This is a genomic window from Halostella litorea, assembly GCF_004785955.1.
Taxonomy (GTDB): domain Archaea; phylum Halobacteriota; class Halobacteria; order Halobacteriales; family Natronoarchaeaceae; genus Halostella; species Halostella litorea.
Genome location: NZ_SJER01000011.1, coordinates 1 through 21625 on the forward strand (window position 1 = coordinate 1; position 21625 = coordinate 21625).

Consider the following 21625-nt stretch of genomic DNA (forward strand, 5'->3'; position numbering starts at 1 on the left):
GAGATGCTTCCATTCGGCGTCGTGGTCCGTCAGCAGGGTGTGACCGAGGACTTCCAGAAGCGTCCGTGCATCCGCGTCTCGCTTCGTGATGTCCCGAAGGAACCGCAAGATGCCTTCCGGTGCGGCCGACGGGTCGTATTCGACCGGGAGGTGGGTCGTGAACTTGTACTGCGGGTCGTGCGGCCGCAACTCCTGGTTGTCAACATCAAGGACGCCGTTCCTCACGCAGATGTAGTTCGTGTCGAACTGCCGCGCTTCGAGGTCCTCACGCTCAACCGTCCGCTCCTTGATGCGGCCGATGATTTCGTTTTTCTCGCTCTTGCTGTAGTGCTTCCCGAGGTTCTGGTCGAGCTCCCGGCCGATGAGGTATTTCGCCGTCCTGTCGAAGATTCCGAGATCGTCGTCGTATACGTGGAGGTTCTCGGTGTCACGTGGCGTCAGGAACCGGTATTTCGACCGGAGGTGATTCACCGCAGCGAGGCGGCCATCCTGCGTCGATTCGGCGTAGATGTATCTGACGTCCTCCCAGGTGAATACTGTCTCAGGGTCCCGAGCTTTGTAGTCTCGGACGGTTGCGGCCGCATCCTTCTCATCCTCCGGGTCCCACCACCGGTTTTCCACCCACCAGAGTGCTTTATTGTGGGCCTTTGCCGGCAGCTCCTCAGTCTCTCCAGGGAGCCCGTCGAAATCGTACAGCTCCTGTTCGCGCGCGATATGCTGGAGGGCGGCTGTCGGGATGATACTCGACTCGTCGAGGTCGCCGTGATCGCGGGTCTTCGACCACCACTCCCACACCTCTTCAGGCGGCAACCCGTCGCTGCCTTCGTTCTCCCCGTGATACTCGATTTCGCACTCGCACCTCTCGTTTTCACCGAGGATACCGTAGTCCCGCAGCGTACTGACTGAGGGCGGCGAGTACGTCCCCCGGTCGATCTTTTCGGCGAGGTGCTGTACCTGGTATTCAGTCTTCGAGCGGTCCACGTCTTCCCCCGGTGGGAAGTCGTCAACGAAATGTTGAACGACCGTCTCAACATCGTAGCCAGCGTACAGTCCGCACAACGCCGTCAACACATTCACTTTGTGCGTGTTCGGGTGGTCGTCAGGATTCGCCGCGCGGAGTTCGAGGCCGCGATGGTAGCATGTCGGGAAGTCTGCTGGGGGCTCGGTCTCACGGTCGAACTCGAAGCCATCGAGCCCGCGCGACGCCGGGTCGTACTCCAGGAGCGGCGCGCCGTCGTACTTAATGCGGTCCGCGGCATCTGCCGGATCCAACACCGTAGAGATATCCTCGTTGTTGACGACGTCGTAGGGTGTGTCCACACCCGGGATGTCGGTGGGAGCGACGACGTGCGCGCTAACCGCGCTACCGCGGATATCGATATCCCAGCCGAGATCGGCGGTCATGCGGAAGTCCGACTCGTTCAACTCGCCGCGCTCAGCGTGGACGATGAAGTAGACGTGTAGGCCGCCGTTCTGGCTGCGAACGACCAGCGTGTTCTCTGGAACCGTGACCGCGTTGGGGTTGAAGTCCGCGGGCGCTTTGTGGACGTCCAGGTCGAACACAAGCAGGGCGAGCGAGGCGTGCGGAGCGTCGTCAACATCGACAGCTGCCCAGTTACCGTGTGGGACCTTTACGATGTCATCGTGCGTGTACACGTGGTCGGCGTCGTTGAAGTCCTGATTGTAACCACCCCAAGAGCGCTTCGGGCGCTTGTCGTCGGGACCCCGTGTCTCGATGAACCGCAGGCGGTCATAGTCGAGGGCGAGGTCCTCAGACATAGGACCACCCCCGGCTACGTCCAATCACGTCCAATGCCCCTTCGAATCCATTGGACGTAGGAAACCGAAGGTAGAGCCTGTGAAAGGGGGGTTTCTGCGGGGTGATTTGCCTACGTCCAATACGTCCAATGTAATTAGGGTACCCTCGGAATTGCGAGAGGAAAGAAGAAGGAACCTCTCGCGCTTCTGAGAGTAGGGTGATTTGATTGGACGTATTGGACGTGCCGCTACTCCCCCTCGAATTCCCCCGTCTCAGAACGTAACGAGGAGATCTGCACGTCCAATGGGTATTGGACGTGATTGGACGTGATTGGACGTAGGGGGTGAGCGAGTGGTGCATCTGGCCCTGATGGCCGGTCGAGCAGATCGTGGTGTCGTCGCTGGTGTCGGTCATGGTGAGCTGCGTGTTGGAGCCTGCCCGACGTCGAACGACGCCAGCCCGATTCGCAAAGCCACCCCTAATGAAAGGGCAATGTTTTTGCTCCCGGGCCGAGAAACCACGAGTACGGAACCCCGTTCGAGGGAGCATGGTTTGGGACCCCACTCCCCGAACGGCTCGCGGTTTCTCAGGCGTGTTGCGTTGCCTAGCTTCTGGTACGTTGGTGTAGTCAATTCGTCCCCATAAACCTACGCAAACCTGAGCGGTTCCGACAGGGGGGTGTCTGACGCACGTCATGCGTCTCGCGTCACTGTATCAGCAGGAACGGTTTTCTGGAAGTCGGCACAACCACACCGTCTACAGCGCTGTGGGCACGTGAACCTCTGTTCTCCGCAACTGACGCATTCCCACCGAGCGACTTCTTCGAGGAGAGCCGGGATCTCCGTGACGGGGGTGTCTTCGTCGGCCTCCCATAGTGCACGGGCTGGCCCGTTTCGAGGGACGTCTTTTCGCGCGCTCATGCGACAGTCCTCCCAGTCGCCAACGCCTCATTTCCCAGCTGGGACTCGGTGGGGATGAAGCAGGTGAGAACGGTCCTGTCGTCAGGATCGAAGACGTATACCACACCGCTGTCAGGGTGGATCCGCGTTGGATCAACTATACTGGGGTCCTGGAGTTGGATCCGTTCACTCTCTCGGAATTCACGTTTGATACGCGAACGAGGATAGGGCTCAGAGCCATTGACACGTTCAAGGAACCGCTGCTCTGCGTGCCGAGTGACATCTACCTGTTCGCCGACGAGGTCGTGGTGAGCCCCGTCGGTTGCATTGAGTTCGCTGTAGACATCAGCGATGCTTTCAGCCGGATTGTACGAAGTCTCGTGGTCGTTGTCGGGGATGTGCATCGTCGTCTAGCGTCGCGCTCGTGTGAATTTCAGCCGGATGAGCGCGATAACGACCCGAAGAAGCAGTTCCTGCTTAGTTAGTGAAAGAGCTTATTACGCCCTCACGTAATTGACTAAGCAGGAACGGATTCCTCGAAGCCGTGCAACCGGCTTACTCTGGGACCGTTCCGTTGTGCCGGCGACTCGCCCCCTACGTCCGGCCTGGGAACTGGAGCGTAGGACGAGAGCGCCGGTATCTTACTGTGCCATTTAGCTTTGGTAGCGGAGCATACGTGTTCACCCCTTGAGAGGGGACATACTTATATGTATCCCCCTTATACCCTGACGTAAGACCCCATGTCACAGGACGAGTTTGACCTTGTTGACCGTCCACGAGGCGGTTTAACCCAAGCAGACCGTGAGTATCTGGTTGGAGAGATGGATATGTCGGAATACGACGATCCCGAGAACGTGGATTATCAGCGCCGTTTTCGCATACGTGAACGTATCAAGAACGCAATTTTGGACTTCCACCTCGTTGCAAATGGACTTCCGCATGGTGATGTGGAACAGATTTTTGACGAAGCATATGACTGGGAGAGGCAACTGACAGCTGCCCGTCATCAGGGGGACGAATTTGACCAAGACAGTATCCCCCCAATCCCACCACTGCTTGAGGCATGGGGTGATGCACTTCGTTTCTTCTATCTTGGTTTTGGTATCCGCCGCCCTGATCTCGCAAAGATGATTATTGAAACTGCTGTCGATGATGCGATTACGGAGTATGGGCTGATCTACGAGGATGCCTACCTTGATGTCGATGTGACTTTCGAAATTGCTGGTGAAGAGGATGATGCTATCCCGTTAGACAAGTTCAAGGAACGAGTTGAGAACAATAATCTTCCAGATGATCCACTAGAAGTTGACTTAATCCTCACCACATTGGTCCGTACTGGTCATTTGGATCTGGAAGAAGCGGAGGAGATATACGAAAAGCAGGTAGATAAGGATTGATTTTGGCCTCTGATTTTATTTATGAATCAGTCATTCTATTGCTTGAGAATCTTAATGCCCCGGACCCTCATTCCACTTGGACGTCGGACTATCCGTGATAACGGATCAACGAAGTACATCAATATCCCTGCGGACATCGAGGATTACGGCATCGAACGAGAAGGTGAACTGATGGCGTATCTGAATGCAGAAGAAGGAACGATAGTCTATCGTCCGACAGAAGAGTGGACGATAGGATAGTCACCGGCTTGGTTGCTTTCTCGGTGTGTTGAGCGATTGGGACTTCTCATAGACCTATCAGCCCCATATCTTTTCACAAGCAACTGCAGAACCACCGCCACCAATGATACACCGGTAGGAGAGAACCAGGGGCGAATTCGAACATAAAGCAGTGGTTCGTTTAGCATACCAGACATTCTCGGCACAATCGCAAGAAAGCGGCGGGTATTTGTATAACCTCAATCCAGAACCGCAATACGGCGGAGGGGTCGATTATCGACTACCAACAAACGAGACGGAAGGCTATGCTATAGTCAAAACACGCGTTACAGTGGAGACAGCAGACTGATTTGTGGGGGCGGCGGGGGGCGGGGGCCGGACCCACACGCGAGGTTACCCCCTTCAGGTAGGTGGCTCGACCCTGGTTCGAGGAGTTCGAGGAGGTCCTTTTCGCTCGGTCCAACAAGCTTGATCTCAACGAGTGGAGCAAAGCACTTGGAAAGGAGGCGCAGTAAGCTGTTCGTCGACGTAGCTTAGAGCTGGTCGGACGAGATCTCGAAACGTTGTGCAATCGTCGCTGCGGCGCTTCGGTCACGGCAGATCGAGTTGACGGGACACCCGTCGTTCACACAGAGCAGCTCCGCGCTTGACCGCTCACCGTGGACGCCACAGATGTGGCACTCCTTCGTGGTGTAGTCGGGATCGACGTAGGCGATAGGATAGCCAGCCTGAACGCTGGCCGTAGCGAGCCGGCGCTGGAACGCAGGAAGAAGCCAGGTCCCCGCATCAACCTCCCCATGCCGACACGTGATGAGCGGCCGGTATTCAGCAGGGAGATCTTCCAACACCAGAACAACCGATTCGAACTGATCGAGGAACTCCCAGAGCTCTGCAGTTGCCTCAGCGAACCGGCGGTTGAACAGCTGCAGATGGTGTTCGAACACGGCCGCCTCCTGGAGACGAGTGTCGGCCTCCATCGTCTGGAGACGCCGAGTGATCGCAACGAGTTCGTCGTAGAGAGCGCTTTCAACACCGCTGTTGATGACGAGTGCCTCCTCGATGTCGGGACCGGCATCTGCTGGTGCAGCAGCGAGAAGATTCTTCTCTCCCAGGTCAACCCCGATCCGCGTGACAGACCCCTCACTGCATCCTTCAAGCAGTTGGGAGTGACTGTGTGTACTGCTCATCGTGCCCCCAGTGCGGACTGCAGAGCCTCCAGGGACCCGTACGCGACGCCTCCGACGATGTACTCGTGGTGTATCGAGCCATCTTCAGTTCGATACACACGCGCATGAACCCGGTCACTCATCGAACTCCCCCTCTTTGGCCCGCTCTATGATTTCTTGGAGCTCTCGGGGTGGGATTATTTCGCTCGCTCGTTTCGGCCGCTGGTAGTCGTCTGGTACTTTTGCGAACTCGTCAACCATCGATCTGGCCCTCTCCATCGTCTCGTACAGGCGCTCAACATCCCCTCCAGTAATCTGCTCATTGCTCTCTGCTTTCCGCGAAGCTTTGGTGAACTCATTGTGGAGCTCTTCTCCCAGCATTTGGAATTTATAAGCCAGCAGCGAGCGCCCCACGTCCGCCCACCCGTCGTCTTGCTTACTCGGCATTCTCCTCCTCCACACAGGCTGCGACGAATTCTTTGAACTCCACGTCCTGGACGTCGGCAAGGCCCCCCCATCCCAGGCGCTCGCCGATACGCTCGTACCGGGAGACGCCCTCGATGTGCGGAACGATGCTCTCTTCAACAGTGGCTTCGAGGTCGATGAGGGCGGACCGAAACTCGTTGACGTCCTCAGCGGAGACGTCGTCGCCGTCCCCAGAGACAGGACCGAACTTTTCCAGTCGCTTGATGGCGAGGATGAGCCGGTCTTTGTCTTCCCAGAGCAACTCTTCGACAGCACGCCGAGCCGTCTGCTCCCAGTCGCATCCCCCGTCTGGTTGTAGTTTGCTGGCTGTACCGCTGGTTTCTTGCCCTCTTGAGGGCTTAGGCTCGCGTGCGGTCATGGTCGGCCGCACGGTCGTGGGCGCTGGAACGCCCCCGGCCATCTTCTGGAGCCGTGTCCCGTGCGTAGGCATCACTTACCGTATGCGGAAACTAATAGCTTTCCATAAGCGGAAAGTTTCCATATGGGGAAACCTTTACTTTCCTTCAATGGAAACGTTACCGATAGTGGTAATGTCCACGAATCACGATACGGTGAGTATGGCTCGACGAGCCCTACTGACCGACGGTGAACGAGACGCACTGACTGATCCGGAGTCCCGAGACAATCCTTACGTCGCTGTTTCCCGCGTACGACGTAAGATTCAGGAGGAACTCCCTGAGGACATAGAGATTCTCAGACAACACGCCGATGAGCATGGATCTGACCTTCTTGCAGAACTCCGCGACGTAGTCTGTGAGGAGATGACCGCAAAAAACCAAGAATCAACTACTGAAAACGGGAATGGAAATGACTGATCCCACCCAACTCACCCCACGCCAAGCGTGGGAGGCCTACGTCGATAGTAGACAGACAGACACTACTGAACAGAGTCAAGACACCTACCATTACAGGCTGAAGTTGTGGGTAGAGTGGTGTGAGGAGGAAGGCATCGAAACGGTTAGTTCCTTGTCTGGGTGGACACTTGAGCAATACCGGAGTCACCGTTCAGGAGAAGGCATCGCAGCATCAACGCTTTCTGGGGAGATGCAGACGCTGAAGAACTTCATAGAGTATCTTGAGCGCATCGAGGCTGTCGATGACGCTCTCGCTGAGAAAGTGAAGGTGCCTAATATTCCTCAGAAAAAGCAGTCAGATGACACTCGTCTCACAACTGAAGCAGCAGAACGCCTCATCGAATTCTACCGTAACAGTGACCTTCACTACGGCTCTCGCGCCCATGCACTCGTAGAATTGATTTGGCATACGGGAGCTCGCTTGGGGTCGGTCCGTAGCCTCGATGTCTGTGACTACAATTCCGATGAGAAATATATCGAGTTTGTCCACCGGCCTGATCAAGGGACACCGCTGAAAAACAAGGTCAACGGTGAACGGTATGTCAGCCTTCGAGACTCTGTCTGTGATGCACTAGATGAGTATATCGAAAGCAATCGGTGGGATAGATACGATGACCACGGTCGTCAGCCGCTCTTCAGTTCTTCACGTGGGCGTCCAGGACGGAACACTGTTCGAACTTGGATCTACAAGGCGACGGTCCCCTGCCTTCATTCAGACTGTCCTCATGGACGTGAGCGGCAGTCCTGTAAAGCCGCCAGAGTACAGTGCCATGCAAGTAAATGCCCGTCATCTCGCTCACCTCATCAGGTACGCACCGGTTCGATCACATGGCATCGAAACCGGGCAGTTCCCAAGAAGGTGACCCGAAAGCGGGTGAACGCATCTGAGAAAGTGATTGACCGGCATTACGACAAAGCCTCCAAGCGAGATCGTATGGAACTCCGACGTCGCCCTCACTTGGACAAACTCGCTTTGGGTGATTGAGGATAACCAGTCTCCCACGCCCTCACTACAGCCTGTGTACTAACACGCTCTACTTCCTCAAATCCCTCTACCCCATCATTCCTTTAAGTATCCCCGGTTACAATACAGGTAAATGAAGGGAGGGACGCTTTGGCGTTCCAGTTGTTCTACTGTCCTCAACTGCTTTGAGCGACGCCGCTGTCGCCTAAAGCAGGCTTCTTGGCTGGTAGGTGAAAAGCCTGTTTTGACCTGCAGGTATAGCAGGCGTCCCTCTCACTTCACTGCGGACACCAACAACTTGGTGAGAGATACATATGACAAATGAAAACACGAACAACTCGGCAGATGAGAGCCTTCAGCCGATTCCTAAAGAACAGCAAAACATATCGACTGAAGAGATAGTCGAGGCTGAATACAACGTTGCGCCCTCCTCCACTTCACAAGAGAGTGAGCCGGGCACACGTAGAGTGCATGACTATGGGTCCATGGAACCGCCAGGACGGATGCGTAATGACGATAGTATCGAAGCGTCGTCCGAGGAAGTTGGCGGAACCTCCCACGGGCATGAGTACAGTGCAGGATACGAAAGCCAGATGGCAACTCGAATCGGTGATGAGGAGGTTAGCGATGCAGAGATTGACCGTCTTCGAGAATTGCATGAGGGACGTCATCGGTCAGACGGTGAGCATAGTGTCCGGGAGAGTCAGCGCGATAAGGAGCGGATCTCGCAAGCCATCTGTTCATCGTTATCTCTGACATCAAAGGAGTCTGAGGCAGTTATCACTGTGGTTCAGGATCTGGACTTCACTCAGTTTGGGCACCAGAAGGGACTCATTCGAGTAACTCTCGGGGTCGTTTCTGTGCTCGTTGACGAACAGATCCGAGAGACTGGACCTGGTGAAGATGATTTCATTTCGTGGTCAGATGAATACCGGGAGATATGCAGGAAGCATGATATATCAATGAGTGACCTCTCGACTATCAAAGAGAAGGTCCGGGAGGCGCTTGATGAAGGCGAGGTCATACCCGAAAAGGGAACCCCAAAGCGCGATCCCGCTCTCCCTGGCCCAACGCCTCGGGACGAACTACCTGAGAATTATTGGACGGAACGTCGTCCCGAATACTGGGTTAGTGTAGCCAAGCACTGGAACCATTATTCAGAGACGCGGAAGGAGGCGATACCTGGCAAGTATAGAAAACTCGTCATTCAACTCCGTCAGTGGAAGCCCTGGCAGGACACCGAAGACCAAGTAGATGGGAAGCCGTCGTCAACCGATGAAGGGGATACGCTCGACGCCGGCACACGGGAAACCCTGGAGGAAGCTGAGGCGACTATTGAACAGGAGCTTGAGAATATTGACCAAGAGCTTGAGGATGGAGACACCTCGGAGCTTTTAGACGAAGCTTCGCTCGACGAATAACCCACCCAAGAGACTGATGTTTCTGAAAGCAGTTCCGCCTTCGGCAGTGGCGCTTATCGGGTTCACAGCGTTCGCTATCTTATTGTTAGTGACCTTCGCTGTGGCCTATGCGAAACGTGATGTCAAAATCAATATCACCCTCTTTGAGTTCCACCGATAGCGCCGGGCCTGAAATAACCTAAAACCTGGCTGAGCATTGATTGTAGAGACATCTATAGCGATTCGTTGACTGTGGGAATCTGTTAGTAGAAACCCACAGTCGATAGCACTAAGACAGTTGCAATTTATAAACTACCCAAACTGTGACCTCCGAAATGACGAATACCCACACTCGGGCACAAGCGTGGCTGAAGCCGCGCCAAGTCCGCGACCTCCGAACAGCCGCACAGAGCGACGAGTTCCTGCCGTACTTGCGTGACCGGAACGAGGCAATCGTGGCGATGCTTTACGACACCGGGCTTCGCGTCGGAGAGCTCGTACAGATCGACGTGGACTTCCTCCATCTCGACGACGACCCAGCCTATCTGGCGATCCCGGCGCACATCCAGAAGGACTACCCCACTGACCGGTCACCCAGCTACGAGGAAATGAACCTCGCTGTCGATGACAGTACATACGACACGGTCTCACGGCTCCGCTCATACCTGAACAACCGCTGGCGTTACAGCGAGGCGCTGTTCCCGTCGCGGCAGGCCGACCGGATGACTACTGAGAGCGTCCGGCGTGTCGTCCGCTCGCTGGCCGTGGAGGCCGACGTGCGCCCCCAGAGCATTGAGGGCGGTGCAGGCGACCCGGAGGACGTAACGCCCCACACGCTCCGCCATAGTGTGGCCTACAGAATGCTCCACAAAGAGGACGGTTACACCCTCTACGACGTCCGGAACCGACTTCGCCACGCAACGATCAAGACCACCGAAGATCGGTACGACCACTTCGACCGCATCTGACCATGGAAGCGGCTCCTTGAGCTATGTGGTTGAGAGAAAAGGGCGAGAGGTACGTCATATGTGACTCTATTCGAAGCTGACCGGCATCCCTAACTTTAGTACGAAGTAGATACCCAGTCAATACTGCGTATGGACAAATACGAAATCGAGGGCGACGAGGTGATTGAGCGAGAAGTGAAGGCAACCGGGAACGGCGCTCACGTGTATCTCCCGAAGGAGTGGCTTGATCACACAGTGAAGGTCGTGCGGCTATCACAGGATGAAGAGCCTGAGTTCAAAGAATGCGCCGTATGTAATCGAGTCACAAAAAGTACCGTCGAGTGGTGCTGGACAGACGAGTCGGGTGGCTCGTTCTTCCAGATCTGCACCGACTGCCGGTCTGAGGTCGCTGATGGGCCGGAAGATGTGTGCGCTGTTTGTCGGGAAGACCGGAAGATGTCCCGCTCCTCTGGGTTCGGTCCGGGAGGGGGGCCGAACCAGGACTGGTACAATGGGTGTGACACGTGCCGCGAACGAGTGATCTTCGGGAATAAACCAAGTCCGCAACCGGCATGGATTGAGTAACCTGTTCTACTCACCGTAGTCTTCGCTGGTTTACTTACAAACTGCCCCCGTGTACAGCGGTTTTTGCCCTCGGTGTATTTAGTTCAGTTTTGTGTACAAACTGGTATGCGTCTTGAAGAGACCGGCCAAAACGGTATTTACAAAGTGTGGATGACCGATGAGGAGATGGCCCGCCTCCGACAGGCTGCACCGAGTGCGCGTGCAGAGTTGGCGATTCTCCTCGGCGGCTATCTTGGACTGAAATCAACAGAAATTCCGAAGATCCGTCCGAAGCACATCCAGCCAGGTCATAGTGGCGAGCACCATCGCCTACACGTCCCTGCGTGCAACGGAAAAGACGCCCGCGACGTGTTCCTGCCGGACGAGATACGAGAGGACCTCCGTCAGTACCAGGAGGCGGAGGACGTTGGAGAAGATCAGCCGTTTATTTTCAAATCGGTAAAAACGATTCGCAGCGATGTCAAGGATGCCGCCGAACGTGCAGCTGACGAGACGGGGAACGAATACTACCGCTACGTCAGTGTCAGCGACCTCCGGCGGTGGTACGCACGGCACTTGCTCATCGAGGAGAAGGTCAACCCACTCGTCGTGATGCACGTCTGTGGCTGGAATAGCTACAATGCGTTGATGGCTTACTACGAAGAGCCGGACCCCGAAACCGTCAATGACGCCTTCGAAGATGCAAAGGTCGTATGACTGCAGACTCTGCCCGCCCCGACGTCGAATTTGTTGAAGACTGGTGTAGGCTCGGTGGTCGGGAAGTAATCAAGGCGGGGCAGCATCGCCTTGGTTTCGAGACTGTTCTACAGGTCTCCCCAGTGAGCGAGGAGTTCCACTACATCGTGAGCTACGCCGCGTCGAAGCCAGACTCCTCACCCGCGTGGGTCCCGATCCACGATGAGGGTAGCTTCGAGGCCGCCGAAGATCTGCTCGACGAAACGGCTCGTGTTCTCAGTAGCACCGAGGAGAACCCGCACGTGCTCGTGAAGCGAGACGGCACTGATCTTGAAACGTATGCGTTCCCGAATGCGTGGGTAGCCGAGCAAGCGCTCGACGTCCAGATCGAGCGAAAGGATGCGTCGGACGACTACCTCGTGTTCGTTGAAGAGCTCGATGCTTGGGAAGACCGGGTCGCCTCGATGCGCGCGCGAACTGAGAGAAACAACACGTAGCGAGTTCTGGAAGGCTGTTTTCCGGGGATGAACCCTGGGGTTGCCTACCGAGATCCCCGTTCCTCAGAACCACCGAGACCCAGACCCGCCGAAGATGTCGTCAGCGAGCTCCAGGGAGTCGGCGAACCCAGTCTCCCAGATGTTATCTTCACTGTCGCTTTCCGATTGGGAGTCAGAACCGGCCCGCCCAGCTTTTCCGGGTAGATTGAACCCCGGTCGCGGGCGTGGGTCGGGATCTGGATCGGGATCAGTGCTCGGATCTGGTTCTGGTCCCGGTCCGGGCGTCCGACTCGGCGGGAACGGTGTATCCCTCCTCGGGGTCGTGAGGAACGGCGTCTGTGGGGTGTCTGTCGCCGGCGTCGTGCCTACTTCAGGCGTTGTACCCAAGCCCGCCCTCGGCTGTTGACCGGGTTGCTGTTCGGTGTCTTGTCCCGGTTCTTGCTGCTGATCCGGTTGCGTATCCTGCCCGGGCGTCGTGATAACGTCGGGCGTCTGGTCGGTTGCACCACCACCGATCCCGGTCTGTTGGCCGTCCGTCACGGTCCCCGTTGAGCCAGTTGGCCCCGCAGTGGTCGTGTCCGGAGCCCGGGTCGTTCCATCTTGCCTGCTGACCGGACCGCCATCGAGGGCGTCTTGGCCGGTCTGTGTCACGTCACGCGTGTACCCTCCACCCTGGCCTTGCAGGACCCCTCCGGTACCACCGAGCGTGAATCGGTCGCGCGTCCCCACCCCATCACCGTCGGCAGTGTCGTCACGGTCGTCACCGGGCATCCCTGCGCCGGTCCCCGGCGTCCCGTTCGGGTCGTCGCCGCCTGGAGCGACGCCGCCGCGACGGGCCGGGTACTGGAAGAGCAGGTTCCGCATCGTTGTATCGAGGCGCTCGTTGAGGTCGTACATCTGGCCACCACTGGCGACGAGATCGGCGTCCCCATCCCCGCCGATCACGACGGTATCGCTACCGCGCTCGTCCTGCTCCTGTTCGGGTGGGCGCTGGCGCTGCTGTTGCCCCGCAAGAGCCGCCCCAGTCATCCCACCGAGGATGCCGCGACCGGAGGCAGTCCCCGTGTCAACACTGGTCTGCGCCCGTGTCACCGCTGGCTGGTCGAAGGTGACCTCTCCTGGCCGCGGGTCCATCGTCGGCCCGCGAGTCTCCCCATACGGCGTCTGTTCAGGATCGATTCCGGTCGGTTGCCCCGCTCGCTCACGTTGGGCCTGGCTGCGGAGCTGGTCCTGTGTCTGTGTCAGGGCGTCCTGACGGACGTCGGCAAACGAAGGGCTGCTTTCTGGCTCGTACGTCGCGCCACGGCTGGGGCGGTCAAGCACCTCTTGTGTGGATGGAGCGTCCACGCGCGGTGGCACGAGGCCAGCGCCCACGCGCGGTTCAACGTCTGCTTCCGCCGCGCGCTGGCGCTGGACGTCGAGGTATCGACGAACGCCGCCCGCTTCTCGTAGGTCACTGAACATCGGGAGGTCGTTCGAGCCGCTCTCCCGCTGCGAAGGGGCGGGGGTTGCGCCACTCTCAGACCGTCGCCGCCCTGCTCCTCCTGCCCGTTCCAGGTTGCCGGCATCAACATCGGTGCCCTCCAGGACCGACCCGACGCCACGGCCGCCGACTTCTGTCGGCGTTCCTGGGACAGGGACTTCGCCTCCCGTGCTGCTCGGCGTTGACTCGTCCGGGCCACTGGTTGCACGCTGACTCCGAGGGGGCGTTTCGAATGGCGAGTCGCCTGCGTCTGGGATCGACTCAGACGGCGGACGCGCCTCGACCAGCTGCTCACCTTCAGAGACCGGGTCACCGCGTTGACTCCGTGAGACGAACGCACTGTCACCAACGTCGGCAACAGTGCCGCTCGTGGGTGTGTCTGGGGACGACGTGGTCGTGATGGACTCGTCCACGTCGAAAGCCGTCACGTCCGAGCTCTCGCCCTCGAACGCGCGGTATCGAGCGCGTGCCGCTTCCGAGACGCCGTCAAAGATGGTCCCGTCAGAGGCTGTGCCAATGTCGGTCTCGATCTCGGGGGCTCGCTGCGTTGCAGCACCGGATGGGTCTGGGTTCGATCCTGTCTGTGACCCCCGGCGCGTCAGTGCCCCATCGTTCCCTGTACGCCGTCGAACTGCCCGTACGGCAGTAAACCCGGGGTCGGCGGTCGCCCGGAACACTTGGCCGGTCCGGCCCGTGTTGAGGCGTGTTCCCGACGCTGCCCGTCCGATTGCCCCACCGACAGCGAGTTGTGCTGTCAGGCTCCCGGTCGTCTGTGCGGGGTTCTGCTTGAAACGGTCGTATTCGCTTTCTGCGATGTCGCTGCCGACATCAGTGTATGCCTGGGTGGTTGCTGTAGGGTCCTCGATGAACTGCCCTGGAGTGTCAACGGCGACAGAGGCAGCCGTGTCCGCTGTCACCACGTGTTCGGGAACATTGGCCAGCGAAACAAGTCCCGCCGCGCCGCCCCGGGCGAGGTTCTCAACAGTGCCAGCGTCGCTACCACCGCCCTGGCGGATGTCTTGCGAGAGGTCGGTGAGGGGGTTGTTGCGCCGGATCGCTGTCTCCTGTTCCGATGAGAGCAGCCCTCCCGAAGCCAGGTCCGAGGCCTGTTCTGCAGCAGCCCTCTCTGATGCGATCCTCGGGAGCGACTGTTCGACCGTCCCGCCAGTCGATTCAACGATCGACCCAAGCGCGTTCGCGGTGAGGTCAGTAGCATCCTGTCCTGCGTTGGGGTTCAGCTCGTTCAATCGATCACTAAACACACCCTCATCTCTGGCCATCTCGTCAGGAACGACATCCGTCCGTGTAGACCGCGTCGTCCCGGCCATCTGCTCTTCGGTCATCACTCCATTTCCGCCAGCCGCGTTCTCCATCGAGAGCGAGTCGTCGAAGGAGCCGGTGTCAGAACCCGCCGGCGTTCTGTCGATCTCGATGTCGTAGACCGGCGTCGTGATATTGCTACCATCTGTTCCGGCTTCAGACAGAAGCCGTGCATCCCCACCTGACACCGGCGTCTCCCCCGACCGCTCAACCGAGACAGCTTCCGGATCCACTCCTTCATCTTCAGCTACCTGCTGACGGATACGGTCTCGGCGGGCTTCCTCGGGGATGTTGACTTCGGTTCCGCCGTCGTCCGTCCGTGTGACCTGGACGTCTTCGGCGTCAATGCCGGAAGTCTGGTCAGCGACTTGCTCACGCACCGCTTCGTCGGTCACACGCACATCGAGGGCGTCCCCGTCCGTATCGACCTGCAGGTCACTCGGATCGAATGCGTCAGTCTGTTCGGCAGCTCTGGATCGAACTGCGAGGTCCGAGGTTTCTCGAAGGAACTGCTCCGAGGATGCTTGCCCTCCAGGTCCAGGAGGTGCGGCGTCACCGTCCTCGATGCTGCTGGCGATCTCCGACTGGAGCGCGAGCTCGTTAGTCTCTTGGAGGACTTGTTCCGATACCCCCCGCCCACCAGGACCTGGTGCTGTGTAGTCCTGCCTGAACTCCTGGATCTCTCGCATCTGTTCCCGGCCCGATGCCGTGAGTCCGACGTTCAGCTGATCACCATCCCGACTGACCGCGACCTGAGAAGGGTCCGTCAGCCCCGGGTTGTTGCTGATGACCTGCTCCTCTAACTGCTGAGCCTGTTGTGCGACAGCGCCCGAGCCCGATTCAACGCCTTGGCGTCCCTCGGTATCTTGTGGGGTCGGGGCATCACTACCACCGTCATCGGTAGGCCCATCGTCGGGCACTGCGGGCCCGCCTATTGGTGTGTCGGGGACACCTCCACTATCCCCCGTCGAGTCACCGCCCGACGGAGGCGAACCGTCAGAACTCGCCCCCTGGTCTCCCCGAGTGGTGTCGCCAGGGTCGGTCGAACTGTCTCCAGTTCCGGTGTCGAAGTCAGGGTTGAGTGGGGCAGTCCCAGCCGTCTGGTTGTCGCTCGTATCTGGCGCTGTCGTCCCGCCGGACGACGCTCCGGACCCGCTCCTTGAAGAGCCACTGCCAGTCGATCCGCTGTTAGTCCCAGATGGACTCGAACTGTCTTCGCCCCCAGTGTCGAAGTCGGGATCGAGTGGGGCAGTCCCGGCCGTCTGGTTATCGCTCGTATCGGGAATGGACGTTCCACCAGAGGACGTTCCGGAGTCGTCCGAGTCCGATCCGCCGATGTCGTCGAACGCATCATCGATTGCCTGCTGGGAATCGTCCTCAGCCATATCCTCGGGATCGGACGCGTCACCACCTCCGCCTCCGCCTCCGGCGGAGGACGCTCGTTTGTTCGCCATCAGAGACCCCCAATTGGCTGCGTCTTGGTTGCATAGCTTCTCTCTCGGTCGTGTTGTGGCACTTCCATATCACGCGCCAGGCTTCGAGTCTGGTTAAAACGCGAGGGCAAAAATGACTGTTAGTTATCGTCAGTGGGGAAGGAGCAGTGATCAATGCACAGCCACCAAAACGCATACCCCACTCGAATACATTGAATACAATATGAGCAGCTCAATCCGAATCTCCGACGAGACGAAGAAAAAACTCGAATTAGTAAAACAGGATGACGAGACGTTCGACGAACTCCTTGATAGACTTGCTACAACGGAGAAGGACATTAAGGAGAAAGGCGGGTTCGCTGACGACAGCGTGGTCGCAGATATGGAGCAAGCTCGTAACGAGATGAATCAGTCACTCGAGGAACGTTCCAATCAGCAGGCATGATCTGCCTGGACAACGACATTTTCAGCCGTTACGCATCTGAAAAACCGTATCCTGCTGTCGATCAATACCTCACAGAGCATTCTGAAGAGGCTTGGATTCTTCCTTCGATGGTTCTCTTCGAGTATCTCAAACGGTATGACTCCCACAACACCATTCAAACTCATCGGCAAAATGCAGAACAATCTGTCAATGCCGTTGCTGATCTGAGTGCGGATGTCGCAACCGAAGCGGCGAATATCCAAGCGAGACTTGCAACAGCAAATACCAGTTTAGACCTCGCAGACCTACTGATCGCCGCGACTGCACGAGAATATGGTGCGACCCTCGCAACAGCAAATAAGAATGATTTTGACAAACGAGCCGTCCACGAGTTGATAGACATCGATATCGTGGATGTAGGTGGGGGGTGAGCCCTATTCCATAGATTAGACTACAGCTATTCCTATAGAGAATACTATAGCCCCTTTGTGGCCTGTTTCCGGGCCGCTTCCCGGACAGCCTCGAATTGATCCGGTGCTGCCTCCTGAAACCCCAGCCGAAGAGCTAATCGAAGTACGTCGCTTCTGTCAGGCTCGCTTTCATCGAGGCCGAGGCGCTGTTGGAGTGCGTGGCCGACGTCCTCCATCCGGTCAGGGTTCTCCTCCAGGGCCCGTACGAACGCGGCGAGGTGGCCGTCCCACACGCTCACCGTCTTTTGCTGCTCCCCGGCGTCGATCGCTTCGAGCTCGGCCAGAATGTCTTCAACGAGTGCCTGTTTCTCTTGCTCAGTTGCGGCTTCGTCGATCCGGTCACCCTGCTCTGTCTGTTTTCGGAGTTCGGCGAGGTCGTCGTCTTCAGACATCGTCCTCACCTCCCAGACGGTCCACCAACGTGTCTGCAGCACCGAGGTACGCCTCGCGGGCGTGTTCCGCCGTACTGGATGGCTCTTCGAGAGCAAATGCCGTCATGCCTCGCTGAGCGGCATTCCTGATGTCCTGTGAGTACGGTACGTAATCAGGAGCGATAGCGTCGGGATACTCATCTTGGAACGCAGCGAGGTACTCTTCAGCGAGGTTGGTACGAGTGTCCACCTTGTTCGGCAGCACCAGTGCCAGCTCGATCTCCACCTCGAAGTTCGCAGCGATCTTCTCCAGGTCCCGACGAAGGGCGTCAGCCTGTTCGGCTTCGAATGGGCCCATCTCAACTGGTGTGATCGCGTGGCCTGCTGCCCAAAGCCCGTTGTATGAAACGTTGTTCGTCATCCCCGGGAGGTCAATGAGCACGACGTCGTAGCCGAGCGGATCCACGTACTCGTCAAGAAATTCCTCCAGCCGGCTGTACCGCTGCCGGGCGTCATCGATGTTGCCGAGCTCCGAATCCAGGGTGTCGAGCCCTGGGTGTGCAGGGATAAGATCCACACCCTCGTCAGTCTCAACGACGAGGTCGGCGACCGGGTCCTCGCCCAACTTCTCGGCGATAGTGCCCCACGCATCGTCGAACACCGTACTAATGTTCGGCCAAGCTTCGTCCTGTTCGATTTCCTCTTGGTAGTCTTCCCACACGCCGAAGTGTTTGGCCAGGTCACCCTGCTTCCCTGCGAGGTCGATTAGGAGTACATCGTTGCCTCGCTGTTCGAGCGCCACGCCGAGGTGTGCTACTGTCGTCGTCTTGCCGGTCCCTCCTTTATCGAGAAACGCAGCTGCGCGGTGTGTTTGGTCCATGGTTGCCTCTATAGTATCTCCTATAGGATTATCTGTAGGTATAAATCTATGTCAGACACCGCGGGGATTATCGTATGGAATGGTCGTAGGGGGTTTCCAGTATAGGAATGTCTATAGCCTTTCCTATAGGTGCGAATCGCCCTCGTCGTCCTGGAGGAACCCGCGCGGGTCATCAGCGTCCATCATCTCCTCAACCTCCTCGGCCGTCTCGCTGGCCTGGATGTGTGAGTAGGACTTGTGCGTTGTCCGCAGGTCGTTGTGACGGAGCGCTGACTGTGCCAGTCGCGGGTTCTCCCGGTAGAGTTCGTCGCCGAGACCACGACGGGCGGCGTGGAACTTCGGTCGCTCACCGTCGATGTGGAGGCCGTACTCGTCTACGAAGTCGTGCCAGAAGCCATATCTGAATCCTGAACCCGTCAATGACGGAGGGATCAGTGTTTCCTCTCGGAACACCTCGTAGATGTCCCGACCCTCCAGGAGTTCTTCGCGGTCGGCCTCGTCGAGGCCGCGGTCGGCCAGCTGCTGATGCGCCTCGGTGTACAGATGCGGCGGGGACCCGGACGGGAACACCGGCCACTGGTCGCTGGCCGGTTCTACGATCTGTCTGTATTCGTCGAGAACGGCAGCTGCTGGCGACGGGAGTTGCATGGCCTCGTACTCCCGGTTCTTTCCGAACACTCGGATCGCGCCCTCGTCCAGGTCCACGTCGGTCCAGCGGATGCCGTTGCGCTCTTCGTCTCTCGATGACGCGACGGTTTCGGTGATGCGAGACCCGGTGTAGCTGAGCACATACGTGAGCGAGCGGTTTCGGAAGGACGGAGCCCACCCGTTGCTGTCGATCTCGTCCATCGCGTCGGCGGCCTGGTCGTCAACTGCGTCGAGGATGGCCTCCCTGTCCTCCCGGTCCCAGAACTGCTGTGTCGTCTCCTGATTCGGTTCCGGGAGTGGTTCTTCGGCGCGGCGTTTCGCGGCCGGGTTCTCGTCGATCATCTCGTCGCGGACGCAGAAACTGAGCCACGCGCGGAACGATTCGTAGTAGGTCACCGAGGTCGATTTAGCGATCTCTCCTTCGTCCACGCACCGTTTGAGTTCTTTCGCAAACTCCCGACAGTCCCGGACGGTGATGTCACCGACCGTAGTGACGCGTCGGTCCTTCAGGAAGGGACCTGCTCTGCTGAACATCGTGCGAACGCTTGTCTCGTACGATGGGGTCCCGACGAAGGTCGTGTACTCGTCAACGGCGTCGTCAAGCTCCATATTCCGATTTCTCCGTGGCTTCATTGCGTGGTACTAACCATTTGCCACTTAAGGAACTCTGCCTCTCAGCGAGTCGGCGCGGGCACCGTTGTACCATATCAGATACTATCTCAGTTTTCTTAATAGTTGTACGCATTTCTACCCGGTTTGCATTAGCGTACCAATACATTCCGAACGCCGTCCTTCGGTTATCCAAATACCCGAGTCCCTCCGCTATGTGGCGATTTCTATGTAATTGTGTAGAGGTGTGGAGTTGTCACAAAAGTAGAGTAGCTATCTAAGTTCATACATTAGCCATAACCCACCAGATGAGTTATGTGTGTGCAAGAGCGATTTCTTCCCAGTAGCAACCGATTTACCCTCGCCGAATCGGGGACGAGAGCGCGCAAGAGGCGGAGCTGTCGCTGTCCGCCACAACGGAATCCTCGAAACCGCTGGACTGCGAGGGGTCAGGCCGGGACGAGTCCGTCCTCCGTCTCCATGATCAGACCCTTCTCGCTGACAGCGTACTCCAGGGCTTTCTTCGCCCGATCGGGCTCCATGAGGTCCTGCTCTGCTGACGCCGCGACGACGAGGTCGTTCTCCTCCATGGGGACGCCGCGCTGCTCCAGGAGGTCAACGAGACGGCGGACGTCAGCCAGCATCCCCTCCGCATCGTCCGGGACGCTGCTGGTGGTTTCGTCGTCCTCGACGTCCACCTGGCCGCCGTCTGCTTCTGCCTCCTGGTCGGACTCAGCCAGTTGGTTCTGGTCCTCCTCAGTGTCCGCGCTCCCGGTAGCGCCCGCGCCGATTTGTGCGCGTTCAATCCGGGTGTCTGACCCGACGACCAACTGAAGTTTATCGTCGTACTGGCCGGTCTCCGCCCCCTTCACGTGCAGTGCGTCAGGCTCGAACCGGCCGGTCGAGTCGTACATCTCCGGGATGTCTTCCTCGTCCCACACGACCAACTCGGCTTCTCCGGTCTCGTCCGACAACGTCGCCGTCCACGCCGGACTTCCGTCGTCCCGCGTGTTTCGACCGTCCCACTTCCCGAACTCCACTTCTCCAACCGTCGAAGCTATATCCTGGCTACTCGGGTCGATCTCACCGATCGGGACCGGCGCGGGGTGATCCGGTTGCTCGCTACCACGCTCGTTTGCGTCGGACTCCTGGTTCGTGTAACTCTCAGGCGCGTACATCAACGCCTCTTCTTTGAACGTCACGTTATCGAGAACGCGGGGCCGACTCCCGTCTTCCTGCTCGGCGAGGCGCTTCTGCGTCACGTTCAGCGTGGTCTGTCGGAGCTGCCGCCAGAACGTCCGCGAGCCTACCTTCGCGTAGTCGTTCTGGTTACAGAAATTCGTGTACGCGTTGTACACGGCGTCCTTTTTTACGCGTTCACCCTGCTCGTTCTCCAAACAGTCCACACGGAAGGCCTTGATGTGGTCCGAATACCGCTCGTAGAGGTCCAAGCGCTCTTCCCGCGTTTCCGGAAGCGAGACATCTTTCTGGTCGCGCATCCGTTCGAGCGCCGCGAGCGCCGCGTTCAACAACCCGCTCAACTCTTCGTCCGTCGTCAACTCCGCCACCAAGTCCGACTCTGCTTCCTTCTCGAAGGCGTCGTCAGGGTCCGGGTCCGCTTTGTACTCGTACGGGAGGTGGACCGGTACGAGGCGACGCTTCACTGCGGTCGAGCGTTCCCCGAGCACGGGCGGTCGGTTCGCCGCAAACATCATCGTCGCGCGGTTCCGGAAGTTGAATCCGTCCTCCCCCTTCGCTTCGACCCACGTCTCACCACCGCCGGTGAGGTCCTTCAGCTTCCCGAGATCGTCGATTTTCTTCTGCGGGAGGTCCTCACCGATGTTAGCCCACTTCCCCACCAGACTCGATGCGGCGAAACGGTTGTCCGTGATCTGCTGGAGCGTCAGACTCTCCACGTTCCGCGACTCGTTCCGCTGGCCGTTCAGGAACGTCCGCACGACATCGAACCACGTCGATTTGCCGTTGCTCCCCTCCCCGAACAGCACGAGGAAGAGATGCTTCCATTCGGCGTCGTGGTCCGTCAGCAGGGTGTGACCGAGGACTTCCAGAAGCGTCCGTGCATCCGCGTCTCGCTTCGTGATGTCCCGAAGGAACCGCAAGATGCCTTCCGGTGCGGCC

General features: G+C 58.3%; 19 protein-coding genes and 1 pseudogene. 10 read left to right on the forward strand and 10 right to left on the reverse strand.

Annotated elements, in window-relative coordinates; all coding sequences use genetic code 11:
• Both EYW40_RS19335 and EYW40_RS19340 read right to left on the reverse strand, forming a co-directional pair.
• Nucleotides 1-1779: pseudogene (locus tag EYW40_RS19335) on the reverse strand (hypothetical protein); the annotation flags it as partial.
• Nucleotides 1780-2675: 896 nt separating this feature from the next.
• Entirely contained in the window at nt 2676-3062 is a 387-nt protein-coding gene (locus EYW40_RS19340) for a hypothetical protein (protein WP_135823207.1), read from the reverse strand.
• 336 nt (nt 3063-3398) lie between these two features.
• Here EYW40_RS19340 and EYW40_RS19345 point away from each other — a divergent pair, with 336 nt between their 5' ends.
• Nucleotides 3399-4055: a DUF8102 family protein gene (locus tag EYW40_RS19345; protein WP_135823208.1), complete on the forward strand. Its 657-nt coding sequence runs from the start codon at nt 3399-3401 to the stop codon at nt 4053-4055.
• A gap of 752 nt (nt 4056-4807) precedes the next feature.
• On the opposite strand, the gene EYW40_RS19350 is transcribed toward EYW40_RS19345, so the two are convergent.
• From EYW40_RS19350 to EYW40_RS19360, 3 genes are all read right to left on the reverse strand, one after another.
• Nucleotides 4808-5461 carry a zinc ribbon domain-containing protein gene (locus tag EYW40_RS19350; RefSeq protein WP_135823209.1) on the reverse strand — a complete coding sequence of 218 codons (654 nt, stop codon included), beginning with the start codon at nt 5459-5461 and terminating at the stop codon, nt 4808-4810.
• 114 nt (nt 5462-5575) lie between these two features.
• Nucleotides 5576-5887: a hypothetical protein gene (locus tag EYW40_RS19355; RefSeq protein WP_135823210.1), complete on the reverse strand. Its 312-nt coding sequence runs from the start codon at nt 5885-5887 to the stop codon at nt 5576-5578.
• Nucleotides 5877-6284: a hypothetical protein gene (locus EYW40_RS19360; protein WP_135823211.1), complete on the reverse strand. Its 408-nt coding sequence runs from the start codon at nt 6282-6284 to the stop codon at nt 5877-5879. Before EYW40_RS19360 ends, EYW40_RS19355 begins: the two co-directional genes overlap by 11 nt.
• Nucleotides 6285-6483: 199 nt before the next feature.
• Between EYW40_RS19360 and EYW40_RS19365 the strand changes: the two genes are divergently transcribed.
• From EYW40_RS19365 to EYW40_RS19395, 7 genes are all read left to right on the forward strand, one after another.
• Nucleotides 6484-6741 (forward strand): hypothetical protein, encoded by a 258-nt coding sequence (locus tag EYW40_RS19365; protein ID WP_135823212.1) that lies wholly within the window; start codon nt 6484-6486, stop codon nt 6739-6741.
• Nucleotides 6742-6970: 229 nt separating this feature from the next.
• Nucleotides 6971-7765, forward strand: a complete 795-nt coding sequence (locus EYW40_RS19370) for a tyrosine-type recombinase/integrase (RefSeq protein ID WP_375137164.1) — start codon at nt 6971-6973, stop codon at nt 7763-7765.
• Between the two features lie 293 nt (nt 7766-8058).
• A complete protein-coding gene (locus tag EYW40_RS19375) occupies nt 8059-9165 on the forward strand; it encodes a hypothetical protein (protein WP_135823214.1) in 1107 nt (368 codons plus the stop codon).
• Between the two features lie 314 nt (nt 9166-9479).
• Nucleotides 9480-10112, forward strand: coding sequence for a tyrosine-type recombinase/integrase (locus EYW40_RS19380; RefSeq protein WP_135823215.1), 633 nt, complete (start codon nt 9480-9482; stop codon nt 10110-10112).
• A gap of 129 nt (nt 10113-10241) precedes the next feature.
• Nucleotides 10242-10676 (forward strand): DUF2080 family transposase-associated protein, encoded by a 435-nt coding sequence (locus tag EYW40_RS20495; protein WP_135823216.1) that lies wholly within the window; start codon nt 10242-10244, stop codon nt 10674-10676.
• 105 nt (nt 10677-10781) lie between these two features.
• The gene (locus tag EYW40_RS19390; protein WP_135823217.1) at nt 10782-11372 is read left to right on the forward strand and encodes a site-specific integrase; all 591 of its coding nucleotides are present in this window, start codon (nt 10782-10784) and stop codon (nt 11370-11372) included.
• Nucleotides 11369-11848, forward strand: a complete 480-nt coding sequence (locus EYW40_RS19395) for a hypothetical protein (RefSeq protein WP_135823218.1) — start codon at nt 11369-11371, stop codon at nt 11846-11848. The genes EYW40_RS19390 and EYW40_RS19395 overlap by 4 nt, the downstream gene beginning before the upstream one ends.
• Before the next feature lie 63 nt (nt 11849-11911).
• Here EYW40_RS19395 and EYW40_RS19400 read toward each other — a convergent pair whose 3' ends face one another.
• Nucleotides 11912-15340, reverse strand: coding sequence for a hypothetical protein (locus EYW40_RS19400; RefSeq protein WP_135823219.1), 3429 nt, complete (start codon nt 15338-15340; stop codon nt 11912-11914).
• A gap of 967 nt (nt 15341-16307) precedes the next feature.
• On the opposite strand from EYW40_RS19400, the gene EYW40_RS19405 reads away from it, so the two are divergent.
• Together EYW40_RS19405 and EYW40_RS19410 are read left to right on the forward strand one after the other, a co-directional pair.
• Nucleotides 16308-16529 carry a DUF7557 family protein gene (locus EYW40_RS19405; protein WP_135823220.1) on the forward strand — a complete coding sequence of 74 codons (222 nt, stop codon included), beginning with the start codon at nt 16308-16310 and terminating at the stop codon, nt 16527-16529.
• Nucleotides 16526-16939, forward strand: coding sequence for a type II toxin-antitoxin system VapC family toxin (locus EYW40_RS19410; RefSeq protein ID WP_135823221.1), 414 nt, complete (start codon nt 16526-16528; stop codon nt 16937-16939). The genes EYW40_RS19405 and EYW40_RS19410 overlap by 4 nt, the downstream gene beginning before the upstream one ends.
• 44 nt (nt 16940-16983) lie before the next feature.
• Here EYW40_RS19410 and EYW40_RS19415 read toward each other — a convergent pair whose 3' ends face one another.
• From EYW40_RS19415 to EYW40_RS19430, 4 genes are all read right to left on the reverse strand, one after another.
• Entirely contained in the window at nt 16984-17370 is a 387-nt protein-coding gene (locus EYW40_RS19415) for a DUF8115 family protein (RefSeq protein ID WP_135823222.1), read from the reverse strand.
• A complete protein-coding gene (locus EYW40_RS19420; RefSeq protein ID WP_135823223.1) occupies nt 17363-18229 on the reverse strand; it encodes a ParA family protein in 867 nt (288 codons plus the stop codon). The genes EYW40_RS19415 and EYW40_RS19420 overlap by 8 nt, the downstream gene beginning before the upstream one ends.
• A 123-nt stretch (nt 18230-18352) precedes the next feature.
• Nucleotides 18353-19486, reverse strand: a complete 1134-nt coding sequence (locus EYW40_RS19425) for a tyrosine-type recombinase/integrase (RefSeq protein ID WP_135823224.1) — start codon at nt 19484-19486, stop codon at nt 18353-18355.
• A gap of 449 nt (nt 19487-19935) precedes the next feature.
• On the reverse strand, nt 19936-21625 hold a 1690-nt coding region (locus EYW40_RS19430), incomplete at its 5' end, for a phage/plasmid primase, P4 family (protein ID WP_202614620.1).

Coding starts and splice junctions, on each gene's coding strand:
- EYW40_RS19340 (WP_135823207.1), bottom strand. CDS start 3,062: ATGCACATCCCCGACAACGACCACGAGACTTCGTACAATCCGGCTGAA.
- EYW40_RS19345 (WP_135823208.1), top strand. CDS start 3,399: ATGTCACAGGACGAGTTTGACCTTGTTGACCGTCCACGAGGCGGTTTA.
- EYW40_RS19350 (WP_135823209.1), bottom strand. CDS start 5,461: ATGAGCAGTACACACAGTCACTCCCAACTGCTTGAAGGATGCAGTGAG.
- EYW40_RS19355 (WP_135823210.1), bottom strand. CDS start 5,887: ATGCCGAGTAAGCAAGACGACGGGTGGGCGGACGTGGGGCGCTCGCTG.
- EYW40_RS19360 (WP_135823211.1), bottom strand. CDS start 6,284: ATGACCGCACGCGAGCCTAAGCCCTCAAGAGGGCAAGAAACCAGCGGT.
- EYW40_RS19365 (WP_135823212.1), top strand. CDS start 6,484: ATGGCTCGACGAGCCCTACTGACCGACGGTGAACGAGACGCACTGACT.
- EYW40_RS19370 (WP_375137164.1), top strand. CDS start 6,971: ATGCAGACGCTGAAGAACTTCATAGAGTATCTTGAGCGCATCGAGGCT.
- EYW40_RS19375 (WP_135823214.1), top strand. CDS start 8,059: ATGACAAATGAAAACACGAACAACTCGGCAGATGAGAGCCTTCAGCCG.
- EYW40_RS19380 (WP_135823215.1), top strand. CDS start 9,480: ATGACGAATACCCACACTCGGGCACAAGCGTGGCTGAAGCCGCGCCAA.
- EYW40_RS20495 (WP_135823216.1), top strand. CDS start 10,242: ATGGACAAATACGAAATCGAGGGCGACGAGGTGATTGAGCGAGAAGTG.
- EYW40_RS19390 (WP_135823217.1), top strand. CDS start 10,782: ATGCGTCTTGAAGAGACCGGCCAAAACGGTATTTACAAAGTGTGGATG.
- EYW40_RS19395 (WP_135823218.1), top strand. CDS start 11,369: ATGACTGCAGACTCTGCCCGCCCCGACGTCGAATTTGTTGAAGACTGG.
- EYW40_RS19400 (WP_135823219.1), bottom strand. CDS start 15,340: ATGCGAGAGATCCAGGAGTTCAGGCAGGACTACACAGCACCAGGTCCT.
- EYW40_RS19405 (WP_135823220.1), top strand. CDS start 16,308: ATGAGCAGCTCAATCCGAATCTCCGACGAGACGAAGAAAAAACTCGAA.
- EYW40_RS19410 (WP_135823221.1), top strand. CDS start 16,526: ATGATCTGCCTGGACAACGACATTTTCAGCCGTTACGCATCTGAAAAA.
- EYW40_RS19415 (WP_135823222.1), bottom strand. CDS start 17,370: ATGTCTGAAGACGACGACCTCGCCGAACTCCGAAAACAGACAGAGCAG.
- EYW40_RS19420 (WP_135823223.1), bottom strand. CDS start 18,229: ATGGACCAAACACACCGCGCAGCTGCGTTTCTCGATAAAGGAGGGACC.
- EYW40_RS19425 (WP_135823224.1), bottom strand. CDS start 19,486: ATGGAGCTTGACGACGCCGTTGACGAGTACACGACCTTCGTCGGGACC.